15 protein-coding genes and 1 pseudogene are annotated in these 16139 nt (G+C 61.6%); 1 reads left to right on the plus strand and 15 read right to left on the minus strand.

All coding sequences use genetic code 11. From position 1 onward, the window contains the following. The 11 genes and pseudogenes from IE166_RS18495 to IE166_RS18545 all read right to left on the minus strand — a co-directional run. Positions 1-469 (minus strand): annotated as a pseudogene (locus IE166_RS18495) (xylose isomerase); the annotation flags it as partial. A gap of 52 nt (positions 470-521) precedes the next feature. After that, positions 522-1322, minus strand: coding sequence for a 3-methyl-2-oxobutanoate hydroxymethyltransferase (locus tag IE166_RS18500; protein WP_189506896.1), 801 nt, complete (start codon positions 1320-1322; stop codon positions 522-524). A 27-nt stretch (positions 1323-1349) separates the two neighbouring features. Continuing rightward, positions 1350-2585, minus strand: coding sequence for an NAD(P)/FAD-dependent oxidoreductase (locus tag IE166_RS18505; RefSeq protein ID WP_244641584.1), 1236 nt, complete (start codon positions 2583-2585; stop codon positions 1350-1352). A gap of 10 nt (positions 2586-2595) precedes the next feature. After that, complete coding sequence (locus IE166_RS18510; RefSeq protein WP_189506905.1) at positions 2596-2910, minus strand: MocE family 2Fe-2S type ferredoxin; 315 nt, start codon at positions 2908-2910, stop codon at positions 2596-2598. A gap of 97 nt (positions 2911-3007) precedes the next feature. Beyond that, on the minus strand, positions 3008-4114 hold the full coding sequence (locus tag IE166_RS18515; protein WP_189506907.1) for a fatty acid desaturase family protein: 1107 nt from the start codon (positions 4112-4114) through the stop codon (positions 3008-3010). A 146-nt stretch (positions 4115-4260) separates the two neighbouring features. Then, positions 4261-5430: an aldose 1-epimerase family protein gene (locus tag IE166_RS18520; RefSeq protein ID WP_189506909.1), complete on the minus strand. Its 1170-nt coding sequence runs from the start codon at positions 5428-5430 to the stop codon at positions 4261-4263. 10 nt (positions 5431-5440) lie between these two features. Beyond that, complete coding sequence (locus IE166_RS18525; RefSeq protein ID WP_189506911.1) at positions 5441-6229, minus strand: ATP-binding cassette domain-containing protein; 789 nt, start codon at positions 6227-6229, stop codon at positions 5441-5443. Then, complete coding sequence (locus IE166_RS18530; RefSeq protein ID WP_189507216.1) at positions 6226-7230, minus strand: ABC transporter permease; 1005 nt, start codon at positions 7228-7230, stop codon at positions 6226-6228. Before IE166_RS18530 ends, IE166_RS18525 begins: the two co-directional genes overlap by 4 nt. Before the next feature lie 50 nt (positions 7231-7280). After that, a complete protein-coding gene (locus IE166_RS18535) occupies positions 7281-8219 on the minus strand; it encodes a sugar ABC transporter substrate-binding protein (RefSeq protein ID WP_189506912.1) in 939 nt (312 codons plus the stop codon). A gap of 23 nt (positions 8220-8242) precedes the next feature. Further along, on the minus strand, positions 8243-9157 hold the full coding sequence (locus IE166_RS18540) for a sugar phosphate isomerase/epimerase family protein (protein WP_189506914.1): 915 nt from the start codon (positions 9155-9157) through the stop codon (positions 8243-8245). 22 nt (positions 9158-9179) lie between these two features. Continuing rightward, positions 9180-10304, minus strand: coding sequence for a Gfo/Idh/MocA family protein (locus IE166_RS18545; RefSeq protein ID WP_189506916.1), 1125 nt, complete (start codon positions 10302-10304; stop codon positions 9180-9182). A 435-nt stretch (positions 10305-10739) separates the two neighbouring features. On the opposite strand from IE166_RS18545, the gene IE166_RS18550 reads away from it, so the two are divergent. Beyond that, on the plus strand, positions 10740-11765 hold the full coding sequence (locus IE166_RS18550) for a LacI family DNA-binding transcriptional regulator (RefSeq protein ID WP_189507218.1): 1026 nt from the start codon (positions 10740-10742) through the stop codon (positions 11763-11765). Between the two features lie 3 nt (positions 11766-11768). On the opposite strand, the gene IE166_RS18555 is transcribed toward IE166_RS18550, so the two are convergent. The 4 genes from IE166_RS18555 to IE166_RS18570 all read right to left on the minus strand — a co-directional run bounded on the left by IE166_RS18555 (position 11769) and on the right by IE166_RS18570 (position 16117). Next, positions 11769-12866, minus strand: coding sequence for an alpha-hydroxy acid oxidase (locus IE166_RS18555; protein WP_189506918.1), 1098 nt, complete (start codon positions 12864-12866; stop codon positions 11769-11771). 26 nt (positions 12867-12892) lie between these two features. Next, positions 12893-13243, minus strand: a complete 351-nt coding sequence (locus tag IE166_RS18560; protein WP_189506920.1) for a RidA family protein — start codon at positions 13241-13243, stop codon at positions 12893-12895. Positions 13244-13334: 91 nt separating this feature from the next. After that, positions 13335-14444, minus strand: coding sequence for an NAD(P)/FAD-dependent oxidoreductase (locus IE166_RS18565; RefSeq protein ID WP_189506922.1), 1110 nt, complete (start codon positions 14442-14444; stop codon positions 13335-13337). 71 nt (positions 14445-14515) lie between these two features. Next, positions 14516-16117, minus strand: a complete 1602-nt coding sequence (locus IE166_RS18570; RefSeq protein ID WP_189506924.1) for an ABC transporter substrate-binding protein — start codon at positions 16115-16117, stop codon at positions 14516-14518. Positions 16118-16139: the final 22 nt, after the last annotated feature.

Here is a 16139-nt window from a genome sequence, read left to right on the forward strand (position 1 = left end):
GATTGGTCGCGGCACCTGCCATATAGCGGCGATGCGAGAACAGGTTTGCCGTGCCCCACAGCAGCTTGACGCCGGTTTCTTCCTGCTTGCGCGCAAAGATGTCGACGATCTCGTCGAGCCGCTTGGCGCTTTCCGCAAAGGTCTCGCCTTCCGGCCGAACATCAGCATCGTGGAAGCAATAGAACGGCGCGCCAAGCGCCGAGAACATCTCGAACGCAACATCGGCCTTCAGCCGCGCGCCGGCCATATCCGTCGTGAACCACGGCCGCTCGAACGTCTGCCCGCCAAACGGATCGCTGCCCTCCCAGGCAAAGGAGTGCCAGTAGGCCACGGCAAAGCGCAGATGGTCCTCCATCCGCTTGCCGGCGACCATCTCGTCCTTGTTGTAGTGGCGATAAGCCAGCGGATTGGTGCTGTCCGTTCCCTCGAAGCGCACCGGCGCAATGTCGCCGAAAAAGCCTGTCGTCATCGAAATTCCCTCAAATTATGCCCGCGATCAGCAACAAGAAAAAGGCAGCGCGTCAGGCCCCATCGACCCGCTGCAAGAAGATGTCCAGTTCAGCCGGATCCATCCGCACGACATGGCGGTCTTCTGGATAGGCAGTGCTGTTTACATCGGCGACGAACTCGGAAAAGGCGGCGATGCGCTCGGTCTGCAAGCGGTCATACTCCGCCGCGAAGTTGCGGTAGACCTTGGAGTGCCGGGGCATGTGACCGCGGTTGGCGCCTAGCACATCCTCCGCAAACAAATATTGCGCGTCGCACCCCGTGCCCGAGCCCATGGAGATCATGAACAGTGATGTCCGCTGCGAGATCGCCTCGGCAACCTCCACCGGCACGACCTCTATCTCGGCACCGACCGCGCCGGCCGCTTCGAGCTGGCGAACTTGTTCCAGCATGGCAAGCGCGCTGTCCGCTGTCTTACCCACAGCCTTCCATCCTCCGGTCCAGGTTCGTCGTGACGGGATCAGCCCGACATGGCCAATGACTGGAATGGCCTCGTCCGCCATGCGCTTGATCGTGGCGATACTCGCGCTGCAATAAACGGCGTCGGCGCTTGCCTTCACCATCTTGAACGACCAGCGCACGAAATCGTCCGCCGTGCCGATGTCGAAGAAGTTCTCGCCCGGCATGGAAAACAGGCTTGGCGCGGCGTCGCGATAGCGCGGATCGAGCATCAACTCCGGCGGGATAGACACGATGTCGACGTCGGCCCGTTCAGCGGCCTCGGCTTCCTCCAGCGTCATGACGCGCAGCATGGTGAGCTGCCGTTTGCCCTTGATGGCGCGCAGATCCGCAACGGTCGGCCTTGAACGGCTCATGAAATCCATCCCCTTCTTAGATCAGCTTTATGCGGCAAGCAGCGCCTTGAGCTTCGTGTCGGCGGCCGCAAGCTTGTCGACCGGCGGACAGGCTCGCTTGGCAATCAGCATTTCGGCCAAGCGTATATCGCGAGCGATCGCGTTACCCGGCCCGATACCCGACGCGGCCACCAGCCGACCATCTTCGGCGAGGTGGAACAGGATGAAAGCGACCTCGCCGACATCGCGCCGCACGGTCTGAGGGCCCTCATCACAAAGCCCTGCAATCTGCAGGCCAAGTCCATACTGATCCGACCAGAACCACGGCACGGCCTTGTGCCCCTCATGCCCACCCAGCATGTTGGCAGCTGCCAAGGCGCCTTGTTCCTGCGCATTGCGCCAGGCTTCCAGCCTGATGCGGCGGCCGCCATAAAGATCGAGCGGAAAGGAACAGCAGTCCCCGGCCGCAAAGATATGCGGATCATCCGTTCGCAACTCGGCATCCACTGCAATCCCATTGTCTACGCTGAGACCAGCCTCTTGGGCAAGGCCGACATGCGGCACGGCACCGATGCCGATGATGCAAAGGTCGGCCTCAACCGACGCACCATCCGCTAAGGCGATGCTGAGACCGTCCGGACCTTCCTCCATCGAAGCCAAACCCGTACCCGTGCGAATATCGACGCCATGCGCGACATGCTCCGCATGGATGATCGCCGCGATCTCGGCCGGGACCGCACGCGCCAGAATGCGTGGGAGACTTTCGATCACCGTCACCGGGCAGCCAAGCCGCCGCGCCGCGGCTGCCAGTTCCAGCCCAATGAAGCCGCCGCCGATCACCGCCACACGTATGCCGCGGGTAAGATGCGAACGGATCGCCAAAGCATCGTCAAAGGTTCGCAGGGTGACGCAGCGGCTCAAGCCTTCCGCCATTGGCAGACGCCGTGGCTCCGCACCGGTCGCAAGCAACAGCTTGTCATAAGGGATGCTCTCACCGGTCGAAAGCCGCACGAACCTGCCAGCGCGGTCGATCGCTCTCACCGTCACGCCGCTGATCAGGCTGATCCCCTGTGCATCAAGCACGTCACGGCTGGTGATCGTCTTCGGCGTTGGCAAAGTCTCGCCCGCCATGGCGTCTTTCGACAGTGGCGGTCGCTCATAAGGCAGATGGACTTCGGCGCCAATCAGCGTGACACGACCGTGGTATCCCTGTTCGCGCAAGCTCATCGCAGCGCGGAGACCGCATTCGCCAGCACCAACGATCACCATGCCCGCGTCCTGCATCACCCGAGCCTCAGCCGATATCGATCATGACGCGGCCGGCTTCCACCTTCACCGGATAAGTCTTCAGGTTTACGCAGACGGGCGCACCCTTGGCCTGACCGGTCTTGTAGTTGAAGCGGCCGTTGTGCTTGGGGCACTCGATAATGTCGTCCATCACCAGACCATCGGCCAGGTGGATCTTCTCATGCGTGCAAAGACCGTCGGTGGCGAAGTAGTCGTCGTCAGGCGACCGATAGATCGCGAAGGTGCGGCCCTCGTGGTCGAAGCGGATTACATCCTCCTCGTCCACGTCGTCGGCGCCGCAGGCGTCAACCCAACCGGCCATGAAAGTCCTCCAGAAGATGCAAGTTGCCTTGCGCGTCGCGTGAGGGCACGCGCGGGGTTGAAGGCGCGGCAGTACCGCCACGCCGGCTGGCGCGCCCCTACTCGGCAGCGGCCAGTTCGAAGTCGTGATACTCGCCGCGATAAGGCCGCGCCGTCGCCGGCAGGTCGCGCTTGAGATAATGATCCTCGTAGCGCAGCTGCTGGAGGAGCACGGGCCAGATTTCCTTGTAGGCGTGCCACATGGAGGGGTTCGGCGTCGGCAGATCGTGCTTGATCATCTCATGCAGCCTGGGCAGCGCATGATAAGGCACCATCGGGTACATGTGGTGTTCGACGTGGTAGTTCATGTTCCAATAGATGAAGCGGCTCACCGGGTTCATGTAGACGGTGCGCGTGTTCAGGCGATGATCTGTGACATTGTCGGCCAGGCCGAGATGCTGCAACAGACCGGTCAGTATCATGTGCCAGCTGCCGTAAAGGCGCGGCAGGCCCACCAGCATCAGCGGCAGGAACGACCAGGTGGCAACCGCAACGGCGATCGTCACGACATAGATCGCGACATGCCACTGAGCGGCCGTCTGCGCCTTGGCGAACTCCATTTCCGGCACATAGGACTTCTCTTCCGCGTTGAGGCCGAGGATCGCCTGGCGGAACAGCGTCGGCAGCGAATAGCGGAAGTCGAGCAGGCCGGTGAACATCAAACCAGCCTTCAGCAGATCCGGCGGGCGCATCACCGCGATCTCGGCGTCACGACCGACGATAATCGTATCGGTGTGATGGCGCGCATGGCTCCAGCGCCACGTCACCGGATTGCGCATCAGCATGAAGGAGGCGATCTGGTAAACGACATCGTTCATCCAGCGCGTCTTGAACGCCGTGCCATGGCTGCATTCATGCCAGCGCGAGTCGCTCGCCGAGCCATACAGCACGCCGTAAACAAGGAATAACGGCACGCACCACCAGCTGCCCCATGTCGCAATCGCGCCCGCTGCAGCCAGCACCATTACGCCTAGCCAGATGATCGTGTCGCGGATCGCAGGCTGATCGGAACGCTGCATCAGCGCCTTCATTTCCTTGCGGGAAACATCGGTATGGTACCACTCGGCGGCAGCCAGACCGTTCTCGACAGCTTCGCGGGCGCTGAGGCCAGTCAGGCTATAATCGCGAACAGTCTTCTTGGGCTGAAAGCCCTCAACAATGCTCATTCAAGCCTCCCGGATGATGCGGCCTGGCTCACAAAGCAAGCCAGTCTCCTCCGCATGTCGCACGCTTCAGCATATAGCATTCGCCTTGTTAAACATCAAGATAACAAAGCATTTTATCTCTTTTTACCTCATTTTCCGTCATTTCGTTACAGCGATCTGAAATGGCCGGAGGGCGTGGGGTAATCATCGGCAGGCTGAATGGCGATGCTGCGGATCGCGGCTTCGGCATCCGCAAGCGCTTCCCCGCCGTCCAGAACGCGGAATGAAACCTCGTATGCGCGGCTTTCGTCATGGTCGAGCCAGATCATCTCGCCGCGTTCGCGTGCTACGAGGTCGCCCAGCACATGGTGGGTCGAAGGCTCGATACCCAGCGCATAGTGTCCGGCCTGAAAGTTCTGCCATTGATAGGCGCAAGGCAGCTGATTTTTTCGGGTCGTGACCTGGAAGCCGAGGCCGAGAGCGTCGTTGAGCACGGCAACGGGAACATCGCCTTTCGCATCCGCCGCCATTTCGTGCTGCCAGACCTGCTCGCGAAAGCCGAGCTGTGGTTTGGGCAGCGTGCGGTAGCCGACCCCTTGCGCGCGATAGGCATCCCCCGCATGCGCCGCCCACACCACATCGGCGATCGGCGCAACGTAGCGCGCGCCTTCATCCACCAGGGGATGGCTGACATTGACGTGGTAGAAGAGCATATGCGGCGTGCGAACAAAGCCGTGATTGATCACCCGATCGCGGATGCGGATCTCGTTGCCGCCGACATCGGCTTCGATGCGGCGGATGAGATGCAGGTCCTCCCCGAACACGGCCGACTGCTGCACGATCCCTTCCGCCCACAACACGCATTCGTCGCCATCCCAGCTTTCGCCATAGCCTGTCAGCCGCGCAGGGATCGTACCGACGCGGCCGTGCAGGGAATGCGTGATGCCCTGCTTGCCGGGGTAGTTGTATTCGTCAGCCGGCACCTCGCCGGGCCCAAGGATATGGTCGAGCCCGCAAGTCACGAGCAGCCCGGAAAAGGACCGCGCCCAAGCCAGCCCTTTCTCGCCCTCATATTCATGCAGTCCGGGGTGCCGAAAGCCAGTCGGCGAATGCCACCCAATCGCCTGCCCCTTGTAGTCGCAATCCGCAATATCGAGCGCCCGATCCACCAGCGCCGTGAACCGCAGACCGGAGCCCGTACGAAACTCCAGCATCCGCACGCCACGCTCGACGCCATCGCCCAAGGTCATCAAGCGGACGCCAGCGAATTGCGACAGCATGCCCGACCGCTCCGCCACATCGCGGCGGGTGAGGGTTTGGCCGTAGAGCTTTACCATTGGGCCTTCCTCAATGCGCCCCGCCGTCTTGCGCGAGATCGGCCACATCGACACCCATGATCAGCGCTTCCACGGACAGAAGATCGGTATCGGCAACAGCACGCTCGGCCACTACTTCACCGCGCCGCATCACCACTAGGCGGTCGGCAACCTGAAAGACGTGATGGATGTTATGCGTGATGAAGAGCACGCTATGCCCGGCAGCCTTCACATCCCTCACGAAGCGCAGCACGCCGTGCGTTTCTTCCACGCCGAGATTGTTAGTCGGTTCGTCCAGAATAATCAGCTTGGCGGCGAACTGCATGGCGCGCGAAATGGCGATCGACTGCCGTTCACCGCCCGACAGCGTGTTGACCAGCACATCCGCGTCCAGTTTCTTTGATATGCCGACGCGCTTCAGAAGCGTTGTTGCGGCTTGGTTTAGGGCGCCGAAATCGAGCGGCGCGAAGACGCCGAGCCATGGCATCTTCACCGGCTCGCGACCGAGAAACAGGTTCCGCGCTATGGAAAGATCGGGAGCAAGCGACGTGTCCTGATGGATCGTCTCGATGCCGAGATCCATCGCATCGCGCGCAGTGCGGATCTCCGCCTTTTCCCCGCGCACACGGATCTCGCCACCATCGAAGGGATGCACGCCGGAGATTGCCTTGATCAAGGTGGACTTGCCGGCGCCATTATCGCCGAGCAGCGCGACTACCTCGCCTTCGCGCACGACCATCGAGGCGTTGCGTAGAGCATGAACATTGCCGAAGCTCTTGCGAACACGGTCGAGCCGCAGGATTTCCTGAGCCTCGTTCATCGCCGCCCGCCTCCCTTCTGGATCGTGGCATGGACGATGAGCATCACCAGGATGATCGCGCCGACGAAGATGTTGAAGGCGAGGCCCGGCACGCCGATGAGGACGATGCCGTTGCGGATCGCACGCAACATGAGGGCGCCGATGATCGTGCCCAGCACCGTTCCTCGTCCGCCCGTCAGAGCCGTTCCGCCGACCACCACCATCGCAATGACTTCCAGCTCATAACCGGTACCCGCCACAGGCGAGGCGTTGGAGATGCGAAACGCGCTGATCATGCCGGCAAGTCCGGCCAGAACCGAGGTCAGGATGAACAGGCCGATCTTGACCCGGTCAGCCGGCACGCCGCGCGCCACGGCCGCATTGCGGTTGGAGCCGATCGCGCTGATCCAGTTGCCAAGCTTGGAGTAGTTGAGAACATAGGCGGTGAGGATCGTCAGGCCGATGAACCACCAGAGCGAGGTGTAAAGCCGAAAGCCGCCGAGCGTGAAGCTCCCCGCCAGCATCGTCACGAACACGCCCGGTTCGTTCCACGCCTTCAGCGGAAAGCCCTGCGTGATATAGAGTGCCACGCCGCGCACGATCATCAGCATCGACAGCGTCACCAGAAAAGACGAGATGCCGATCTTGGTAACGATCAACCCGTTGATCGTGCCGATGGCAATGCAGACCAGAAGCCCGATCGCCAGCGCCGTGCCGATATCGACAACGCCGTTTTGCGCGAGCAGCATTACGATCACCGGCCCGAGCGCAAAGGTTGCGCCGACCGACAAATCGAACTCGCCTGCGGTGAGCAGCAGCGTCATGCCGAGCGCGATGATGCCGAGCTCCGGCAGAAACGCCATCATGTTGGAGACATTGAGCGGCGAAAGGAAAGCTGGCCGCGCAAGCGAGAAGCCGATCAGGACGATCGCCAGGATGATCAGCGAGGCAACTTCAGGTGATGCAGCGATCCCGCGCCAGCGGCGGCGAGGCAGCACATCAGGTTCGGTAACAACGGACATTTCGTCTTCCAGCAAGCGGCCGCCGACCTTCATGGCCAACGAAAGTTGGTCTACTTGGAATAAAGCTTGAGGATTGGATCGACGCTTGCCTGGTCGTAGAGGCTGAAGGTCTGGACATCATAGCCGATGGGCTCGCCCGATGCGGCGAGATTGAGTAGCGCCACCGGCATGAAACCCTGCGCCGACGGATATTGCCAGGCGGCGGCCTTGAAGTAGCCGTCGCGCACGGCTTCCGCCGTTTCCTTCGCGTTGCCCCAGCCCACCACCGGTAGAGAACCGGGCGCGATGCCCGCATTGTCGAACACCGGCTTGATGGCAGCGGCAACCGAGTCGCCTAGCGCGATGATCGCAGGCGGGTTGTTGGCGAGCATGTAATCGCTCATCTTGGCAATAATGCCGGCCGGATCGGTGCCGGCATCCACCACGTCATAGGTAATCCCCAGCGGGTCGAAGACCGAGGCAATGCCTGAAGTTTCCAGCTGCTGATAGCTTGCGCCCGGCACTTCCACCGGCAGGAAGACCTTATCCCCTTGCTTCACGAGCTTGTTTTCGACGAGGTATTTGGCCCATGTGACGCCAGCTTGCGTGAGATCGGCGCCGACATAGGCTTGCCGGCCGGTGTCGGGATCGTCGGTGTTGAAGAAGACGATCGGGATGCCAGCATCCTTGGCAGCCTTCACTTCTTGCGTCCAAAGGCCAGCCTGCGCTGACGTGGTGGCGATCCCATCCGGTGCAGCAGCGATGGCCGAGTTGAGGGCTTCCTTCTGGGCCGCCATATCGCCGCCCGAGAAAGAGATCTGGCAGGTCACGTTGAGCTGCTCGCAGGCGCTTTGCGCGCCCGCGTTCCAATCCAGCCAGAAAGCATCGGACGGGCCGCCATGCGACAGAAGGTAGAAAGTCTTCTTGCCTTCCTGCGCATGACCCTGCGCGACAAACCCGGCGCAGGCAATCAGCGTGACCCCAGCCAGTTTCAGGACCGTCTTCATCATCCGTGCCTCCCTCGGCCTCGTTCTTACAACCCGTTGTCGCGCAGCTTGCCGTCGAGGAATTTCTTGGCGCGCGGCACGTCGTCTTCCGATAGGTGCTCAATGATCATCGGGATGTTGGGGTGCTTTTCGGCGAGGCGCTGGAGGTAGAGGTCGTAGTTCAGCGAACCGAGACCCGGTGCCGGCAGTTCGATCTCGCCAACGCCGCGGAAAGTATGGCTTTCGGACGCCGTCTCATCTCCGATATCGGCGTGCTTTTCGGACTTGTCGTCGCCTGAACGCTTCACGTCCTTGGCGTGGGCAATCTTGATCTTGTCCGTGAGCGTGTCGAAGACCTGATTGAGGATCTGGTCCATCTTGTCGATGTTGTGGGTCTCGAAATAGTTGGTTGGATCCATCAGCAGACCCAGGCCGGGATGGTCGACCTGCGCGAACATCTTCACGGTTTCTTCCACCGAACCGACTACGTTGTTCACATAGGTTTCGAGCAGGAACACCGAACCGTGGTCGTAAGCAGTCTGGGCGAGGTCGGAGATCACCTTGCGGCATTCCTCAAAGCCCTCTTCCGTCTTGTTCTTCTCGTGGTGAACCCAGTCGGAATCGGTGTTGTAGGTGCCGGTTTCCGAGATAACGTAAGGCGTGCCGAAGTGGCGGGCGTTGCGGATGATCTCCTTGAGATAGCCGACGCGCTTTTCGCGCTCGCTCTTATCGGGATGGATGATGTTGGTATAGGCGGAGATGCAGGAGATCGGCAGGTGATGGTCGCGGAACGTGTCGCGCACCTTCTTTGCCTTCTCGGTCGTGATCTGGCCGGCCGAGAGATCGACATCCTTGAAATGCAGGTCGAGCTGGACCGTGTTGAAGTCCAACGCCCTGATTTTCTTGGCCGTTTCTTCAAGGCCGTACGGGAAATAGCCCGTGAAAATGCCGGCTTGCATCATGATTGTAATCCTCCCTGGATCTTCAATGCGTCGGTATTTCGGAAAGCTTGACCGTGCGCTCCTCCGTGATCGAGCGGTAACCCGCCTCGATCAGCGCCATGGTCTCGACATTGTCGGCAACGGACAAAGCGGGTGCTTCGCCGGTTTTGATGGCATGCTGCAACTGCTCCATGACGCCGATAAAGGCATGCGGGAACCACATCGTGTCCCAGGTCGGCGTCACCCACTCGCCCCCGGTCGTCTCGGTCGACGCATAGGTCAGCGTGGAGGCCGCACCGGTTGGCCAGCCGATCGTGCCCTTGGCGACACCCTTCGTACCGTCGACCCGCCAGTTGATGTGCTGGTCGTCTTTATAACCATCCTGCCGCGGACCAGACCACACATCCTCCAGCGAGACGGCCAAAGCGCCGGATGCAAAGCGCAGGGTCGAGACGGTGATGCCGTCGGAATGCTCGAATGTCGTGCGTGGGTCTTTGCGTGTTTGCGTTGTAATTTCAGTGGGTTGGCCGAGCAGGAAGCGCAGCACGTCGAGGTGGTGCACGCTCATGTTGGAGAGCGTCAGGCGGTCATAGTTTTCCAGGAACGGCTGCCAGTGCGGGATGGCGTGCATGTCGATCTGCGCGAAGACGATCTCGCCCAGCGCACCGCTGTCGATAATCTGCTTCAGCACGCGCATGGATTGGTCGTAGCGCATGTTCTGGTTGACGGAGAGGATCTTGCCGGCAGCCTTTGCCTCGTCGCGCAGCTTGATCGCTTCTTCGAGCGAAAGGGCGAGCGGCTTCTGCGCCAGGATACCTTTGATGTGTTGTTGCTGCAGCGCTTTGCGGATCAGATCAGGCTGCTGATCCGGCGGATAAGCCAGGTCGATGATCTCGATGCTGGAATCTTCGATCAGGGCATCCGGCGTGTCGTGAACAGTCGTAATCTCCCAGCGCTCAGCCACCTTCTGCGCATTGGCTTTGGTGCGAGAAGTGATGGCGGCAACGGTGAAGCCGGCTTGCTTGTAGGCGGCGAGATGGCACTCGGACATGATCATGCCGGCACCAATTGCGCCGATCCGATAGTCTTTCGTCCGAACAGTCACATCCGGTTCAAACTGTGTCACGGACAAACTCCCTTCCCGCTTCAAACTGGCTGCATCACCCATGACGCCTCACGCGGATTGCGCGTTTAACAGCGCAGAACGGGCAAATGGCAGCGCGCTTTGGGCGTCTTTCAGCAATATGGTGGAAGGAAATGGATGGCTAACAAACGTGCGGCGGCACGACTTCGCGGATCCGAAGGCAATGCCCCGGAGAACGCAATGGGTCAGACATGAGGTTCCTCCCTCAAACCGGCTCCTCAACCGATCCGCGATAATACTGACTTGCGATCGCTTCCGCTGTCAACATCATTTATAAGCATAAAACATCATTTTCAGTCAGACGACTTTTGCAGCTGTTTGATCGTCGATTTAAGGCTTGGTGTAAAAACCGTCGTGCTTGCGTTGCGATTACCAAGCGTTCATCAAATCCCATCGACAGGCCGCCACTTCGATACGATTCGCGGTATGAACGAGCCTGCAGGTTGGGGAGTGCTCTTGTTGCGCGCGACGTTGATCGATGTGGCCAGGGAAGCCGGCGTATCACCGGCCACGGTCGACCGCGTCCTGAACAACCGCTCCGGCGTACGATCGCGCACCCGCCAGATCGTCTTGGAAACGGCACAACGCCTTGGCTATATCGGAGACGAGGACGCAACTTCGCCCGCTGTACCGCGCTCCGCCGAAGCGCTCAACCTGCATTTTGCCCTGCCGGCCGGCACGAACCCCTTCATGAAGGCCCTGCGCCTGGAACTCGAAACACAGGCGAAAAGCCGGGCCGGCTTGACCGTCCATGTTGAAGCCATCGAGGGCTTCGATCCCGATGCGCTGGCGCGAACCCTTCACAGCCTCAATGGCAAGACGCAGGGCGTCGGCGTGATTGCGCTCGATCACCCCACGGTGCGCGAAGCGATCCGCTCGCTGTCGGCCAGCGGGGTCAAGGTCGTGACCATTGCGTCCGACATTCTCCATGTCCCACGCATCGCTTATGTCGGCATCGACAATCGCGCGGCGGGCAGGCTCGCAGGCTTTCTCGTGAAGCGCTTCGTCGGCAAGGGTGAGGCCAAGGTCGCGCTGTTTGCCGGCTCGCTGGCGTATCGCGGCCATGAAGAGCGCGAGATGGGCTTTCGCCACATCCTCAACGAGGAAGCGCAGAACCTCCACATCGTCGAAATGCGGGAAATGCTGGATGACCGCGAGAAGGCCTATGCGGAAGCCTGCGCGCTGCTCGACCGCCACCCGGATCTGGCCGCGATCTACAATGTCGGCGCGGGCAATACAGGTATCGCCAAGGCGCTGAAGGAACGCGGCCGCAGCGGCGACGTCATCTTCGTCGCCCATGATGTCACCGCCGGCACGCGCGAATTGCTGCTCGACGGCACGCTCGACGCGGTGATCGACCAGAACCCGCGCGTCGAAGCCCGCGAAGCCCTGAACATCCTCACCCACGCCATCCAGGGCACGGCCTACGAAGGCCACCTGCCGCGCTTGCAGGTGATCTTCAAGGAGAACATTCCCGAGCAGTAAGGTTCAGCGCTGAACCAGCACGTCGCGGTTCAGTTCGGCCGGCGACGAGCAGCCGAGATGGCCGAGCGTCGTCCAGAACTCGCGCTTCAGCAGTTCCAGTGTGCGGCGCACGCCATATTCCCCATCGGCAGCAAGGCCGAGCGCGATGAGGCGGCCGAGCGCTACGGCATTTGCGCCGAGCGCCAAGGCGGTCGCGATGTCGCTGCCGCGGCGGATGCCGGAATCTAGGATAATCGGCATATCAGGCCCGGCCGCTTCGCGCACGGCCGGCAAAACGTCGATCGTGGTCGGCGTCCGGTCGATGGTGCGCGCGCCGTAGTTCGAGACGTAAAGCGCGACGGCACCGGCATCGATCGAAGCCTTAGCATCGCGCACGCTCATCACGCCCTTGATCATGCAGGGCAGCGGCGATTTGGCGATGACGCGCGCGGCCTGTTCCCAGGTCCAGCGCGGTTGCGTGAAGTCGAGCAGCTCGCGCAGCATGGCGGGGTCGGACTTGCCCTCGCCGAAGTTCGACGGCGCTTTTTCGCCGCGCACGCTGAAGCGGTCTTCCATCATGCGCTCGCGCCATTGCCGGATCGGCGAATATGTGACGCAGATATATCGGTAGCCGGCATCCTTGGCGCGCGCGATCATGTCGAGCACCGCGCCTTCGTCGCCGGCAAAGGTCATCTGGAACACGGAAGCGACCGATGAGGCCGCCGCCACCTCTTCCAGAGAATGGAAGGCGGCAACCGGCACCATCTGGCTGATGCCGACGGCTTTCGCCGCACGGCCGATCGCCAGATGCGCATCCGGATGAAAAACGGATTCTCCGCCGCCAAAAGGTGCGATGAAGGCGGGGAAGCTGAGATCGAGGTCGAGGACGCGCGTATCCGTGCGCGGATTGCTGACGCCGGTGAACAAAGGCGCTTCGAACAGATGGCGGTCGAAGGCGGCCGTGTTTTCACGCAAGGTGACTTCGTCACCGGTGCCACACCACAGGTAGTTCCAATGAACGTCGGATAGATGCCGGCGGGCATCGGCATGGATGCCTTTCAGCGTGACGTATTTTTCGGACGTCACATAACGATCGTCCATGTGGTTCGGCTGCCTGGTCATGCCCGCCCTCCCTCGATCTGTCGGCTTTAGTCCTTAGCGGCGATCACGACGATCTCGATCAGCCGCTTGGGATCACCGAGATCCGCGCCGCCGATCGTGGCGCGCGAGGGCAAGTCGGCTTCATCGAGCCATTCCATCCAGGCTTCGTTCATTTCCTCCTTGCGTGACATATCGCTGAGATAGATGCGCGCCGACAGGAGCTTGGTCTTGTCGGAGCCGAGCTCCTTTAGGAGCGCCTCGATCTTGGCGCAGGTTTCGCGTGTCTGCTCCTTCATGCCGCCGTTAAGATCGGAGGCGGCGTGGCCGGCAAGGTAAAGCACGCCATTGTGCTCGACGGCGCCATAAAGGGTACGGGCCTTGCGGTGACGGGTAATCATGGATGGTTCCTTCTTGTTTGAATGCAGGGAGCCGCTCACCGGCACGGGGGTTTGTGCCGGCTCGAACGATGGTGATGGGTTTGGTTTTGGTTCAGGCGCGGCCCTGCGGAGCGTAGGCGTCCAGCGAGGCGGACAGGTTTTTGCCGGCAACCAGATCGGCCAGGCACTTGCCGGCAAACGGTCCGACGGTGAGGCCGGACGCGCCGAGGCCGTTGCCGACCGTCAGGCCTTGGATGCCCGGCACACGGCCGAGGATCGGGCGGATCGTCGGTGCCGCCGGCCGGAAGCCAATGCGCGTTTCGATGTGGGTTGCGTTGGCCAGACCCGGCGCGATCTTCAGGCCGGCCGACAGAACCTCATGCTCGCCGGCGGCCGTGACGCGATAATCGAAGCCGGAACTGTCTTCGCGCGTCGCGCCGATCACCACACGGGAATCGTCAAAGGACAGCATGTAATGGCTGCCCATCGGCAGGATCACCGGCCATTTGGCGGTGGCAACGCCGGGCAGCGACAGATGCACGATCTGCCCTTTTTGCGGCTGCACCGGGTGGTGAAGCCCAAGCGGCTGCAGGATGCGCGACGCCCAGGCGCCGGCCGTGACGATGATCTCGTCGGCTTCGATCACCTCGCCGCTGCTGCCAATGCAGACCGGCTTGTCATCTTTCATGGCGAGCGTGACATTGTCGCGCCGGAAGGTGGCGCCGAGCGATACAGCAGCACGCAGCATGGCGGCCGCCAGCAGCCTCGCATCGACGCGCGCCGCACCGGAGATATGGATCGCCGGCATGTCCTCGCGCAGCGGCGGAAAAAGCTTGCGCGCTTCTTCCGGCGTCAGTTTGGAGATGGTGCCGGCTTCCGGCACATCCTTCGTACGGCGCAGAACGCGTTCTTCCGCAGCATCGAACTCGGCTTCCTCTTCGGCCACCACAAGGGCGCCGACCTTGCCGTAGCCTATGCTGGTTTCGCCGCGCTCCTTCAGGCCTTCGATCAGCGTGTCGTAATAGCGAGCGCCGGCCGCATACATCTCATACCATTGCGGCTCGTCGGCCTTAGTCGCCCAGGGGCAAACAATGCCCGCACCGGCGAGCGTCGCCTTGCCCTGATGTTCCTCATCAACGATCTCGACCTCCGCGCCCAGCTGCGCGAGATGGTAGGCCGTGCTGGCGCCGAGCATTCCGGCGCCGATAATCAGAACGCGCATGCGCATCCCCTTCTTCTTCTGCCGCCCCGGCGCGCTACCCGCGCCGAAGCCCTGTTTCGTGGATGATCGGTTTATTCGACGCTGACGCCGGACAGGCGGTTCGCGCCGAAGATCGCCGGCACGAAGCCCTTCACCGACTTGTTCACGGCGGTGATCGTGTCGGCGCCGCCGAGGATCACGGCCGGTACTTCGGCGTGGAACACATCCTGCGCCTCCCGATAAAGCTTTTCGCGCTCGGCCTGATCGGTGATCTCGCCAGCCTTCTTCATCAGCGCATTGAACGCGTCATTGCACCACGCGCCGATGTTCGACGGGCTCGGCTTGCCGGTGGAATCGCAGCCGAAATAGTTGTTCGGGATCTGGCTTGGATCGGGGAAATCATAGATGCCGCCGAACATGCCGACCTGCGCTTCGCCTTGGCGCGAACGGGTGATGTATTCTGACCATTCATAGGAAATGATCTCGGCCTTGACGCCAATCGCCGCCCAATCCGCCTGGATGAACTCGGCCGCGCGGCGGCCGTGCGGCATGTAGGGCCGAGCCACCGGAATGGCCCAGAGCTGCGTCGAAAAACCATCGGGGTAGCCGGCTTCGGCGAGCAGCTTCTTGGCAAGTTCTGGATCGTAATCATAAGCGCCGAGATCGGCCGTGCCCCACAGCGCCGGCGGCACAAGGGAGCCCGTCACCTTGCCCTTGCCGTCATAAACGACATCCACCAGCGGCTTCATGTTGATGGCATGCGCGAGGGCTTCGCGGACCTTCTTGTCCTGAAACTCCTTCTGTTTGAAGTTGAAGGTGATGAAGCCGGAAGACGCAACAGGCGTCGGCACGGCATCCAGCGTGCCGCTGTCTTCGATCTGCTTGAGATCTGTGAGGTTGGGGTAGAGCGCGATGTGGCATTCGCCCGCCAAGGCCCGTTGCAGGCGTACGGAGGCATCGGCGCTGATCGCCATCACGACTGCATCGACCTTCGGGGTCCGCATGTCGTCGCCGATCGCCGCTCCCCAGGTTTCCGGGAACGCAGCCAAGCGCACGGCCGCGTCCTGCTGATAGGCTTCCAGCCGGAACGGACCAGTGCCTATTGGCTGGCGGTCGAACTGATCCTGCGCGCCGGCCTTCAAAAGCGTATCGGCATATTCGGCCGAAGTGATCGCCAGCGACTGGTGCGCCATGATGCCGATGAAGGGCGCGAGCGGTGCATCCAGCGTGAAGGCCACCGTGTGGTCGTCGATCTTCTCGACCTTTTCCAGCACGTCCGAAAGCTTGGTGTTGAAGGTGACAAAGGTGCCGCCGCCGACCTTGGCGTAAGGGTGATCGTCGCGCATCATGCGCTCGAAGGTGAACACGACATCATCGGCGTTGAAGTCACGGCTCGGCGTGAACTGGTCGTTGGCCTGCCACTTCACGCCCTGGCGCAGCTTGAACGTATAGGTCTTGGCGTCGTCCGAAACGCTCCAGCTTTCCGCCAGCGCCGGCTGGATCTCCGAGGAGCCCGCCTTCACGGAAACCAGATTGTCGTAGATCTGGCCAAGCACGGTCAGCGTCGTGCCGTTGCTCGACAGCTGTGGATTGAAGATCTCCGGCGCGCCTTCCAGGCACACGGACAGGTTGGCGGAATAGGCAGGCGCCGACATCAGCAGCGCGGCGGTGCAAAGGCCAAGAACGGTTCGCATCGGCAGGTTCCCTTGATCGATC

This window comes from Tianweitania populi (assembly GCF_014652875.1).
GTDB lineage: Bacteria > Pseudomonadota > Alphaproteobacteria > Rhizobiales > Rhizobiaceae > Tianweitania > Tianweitania populi.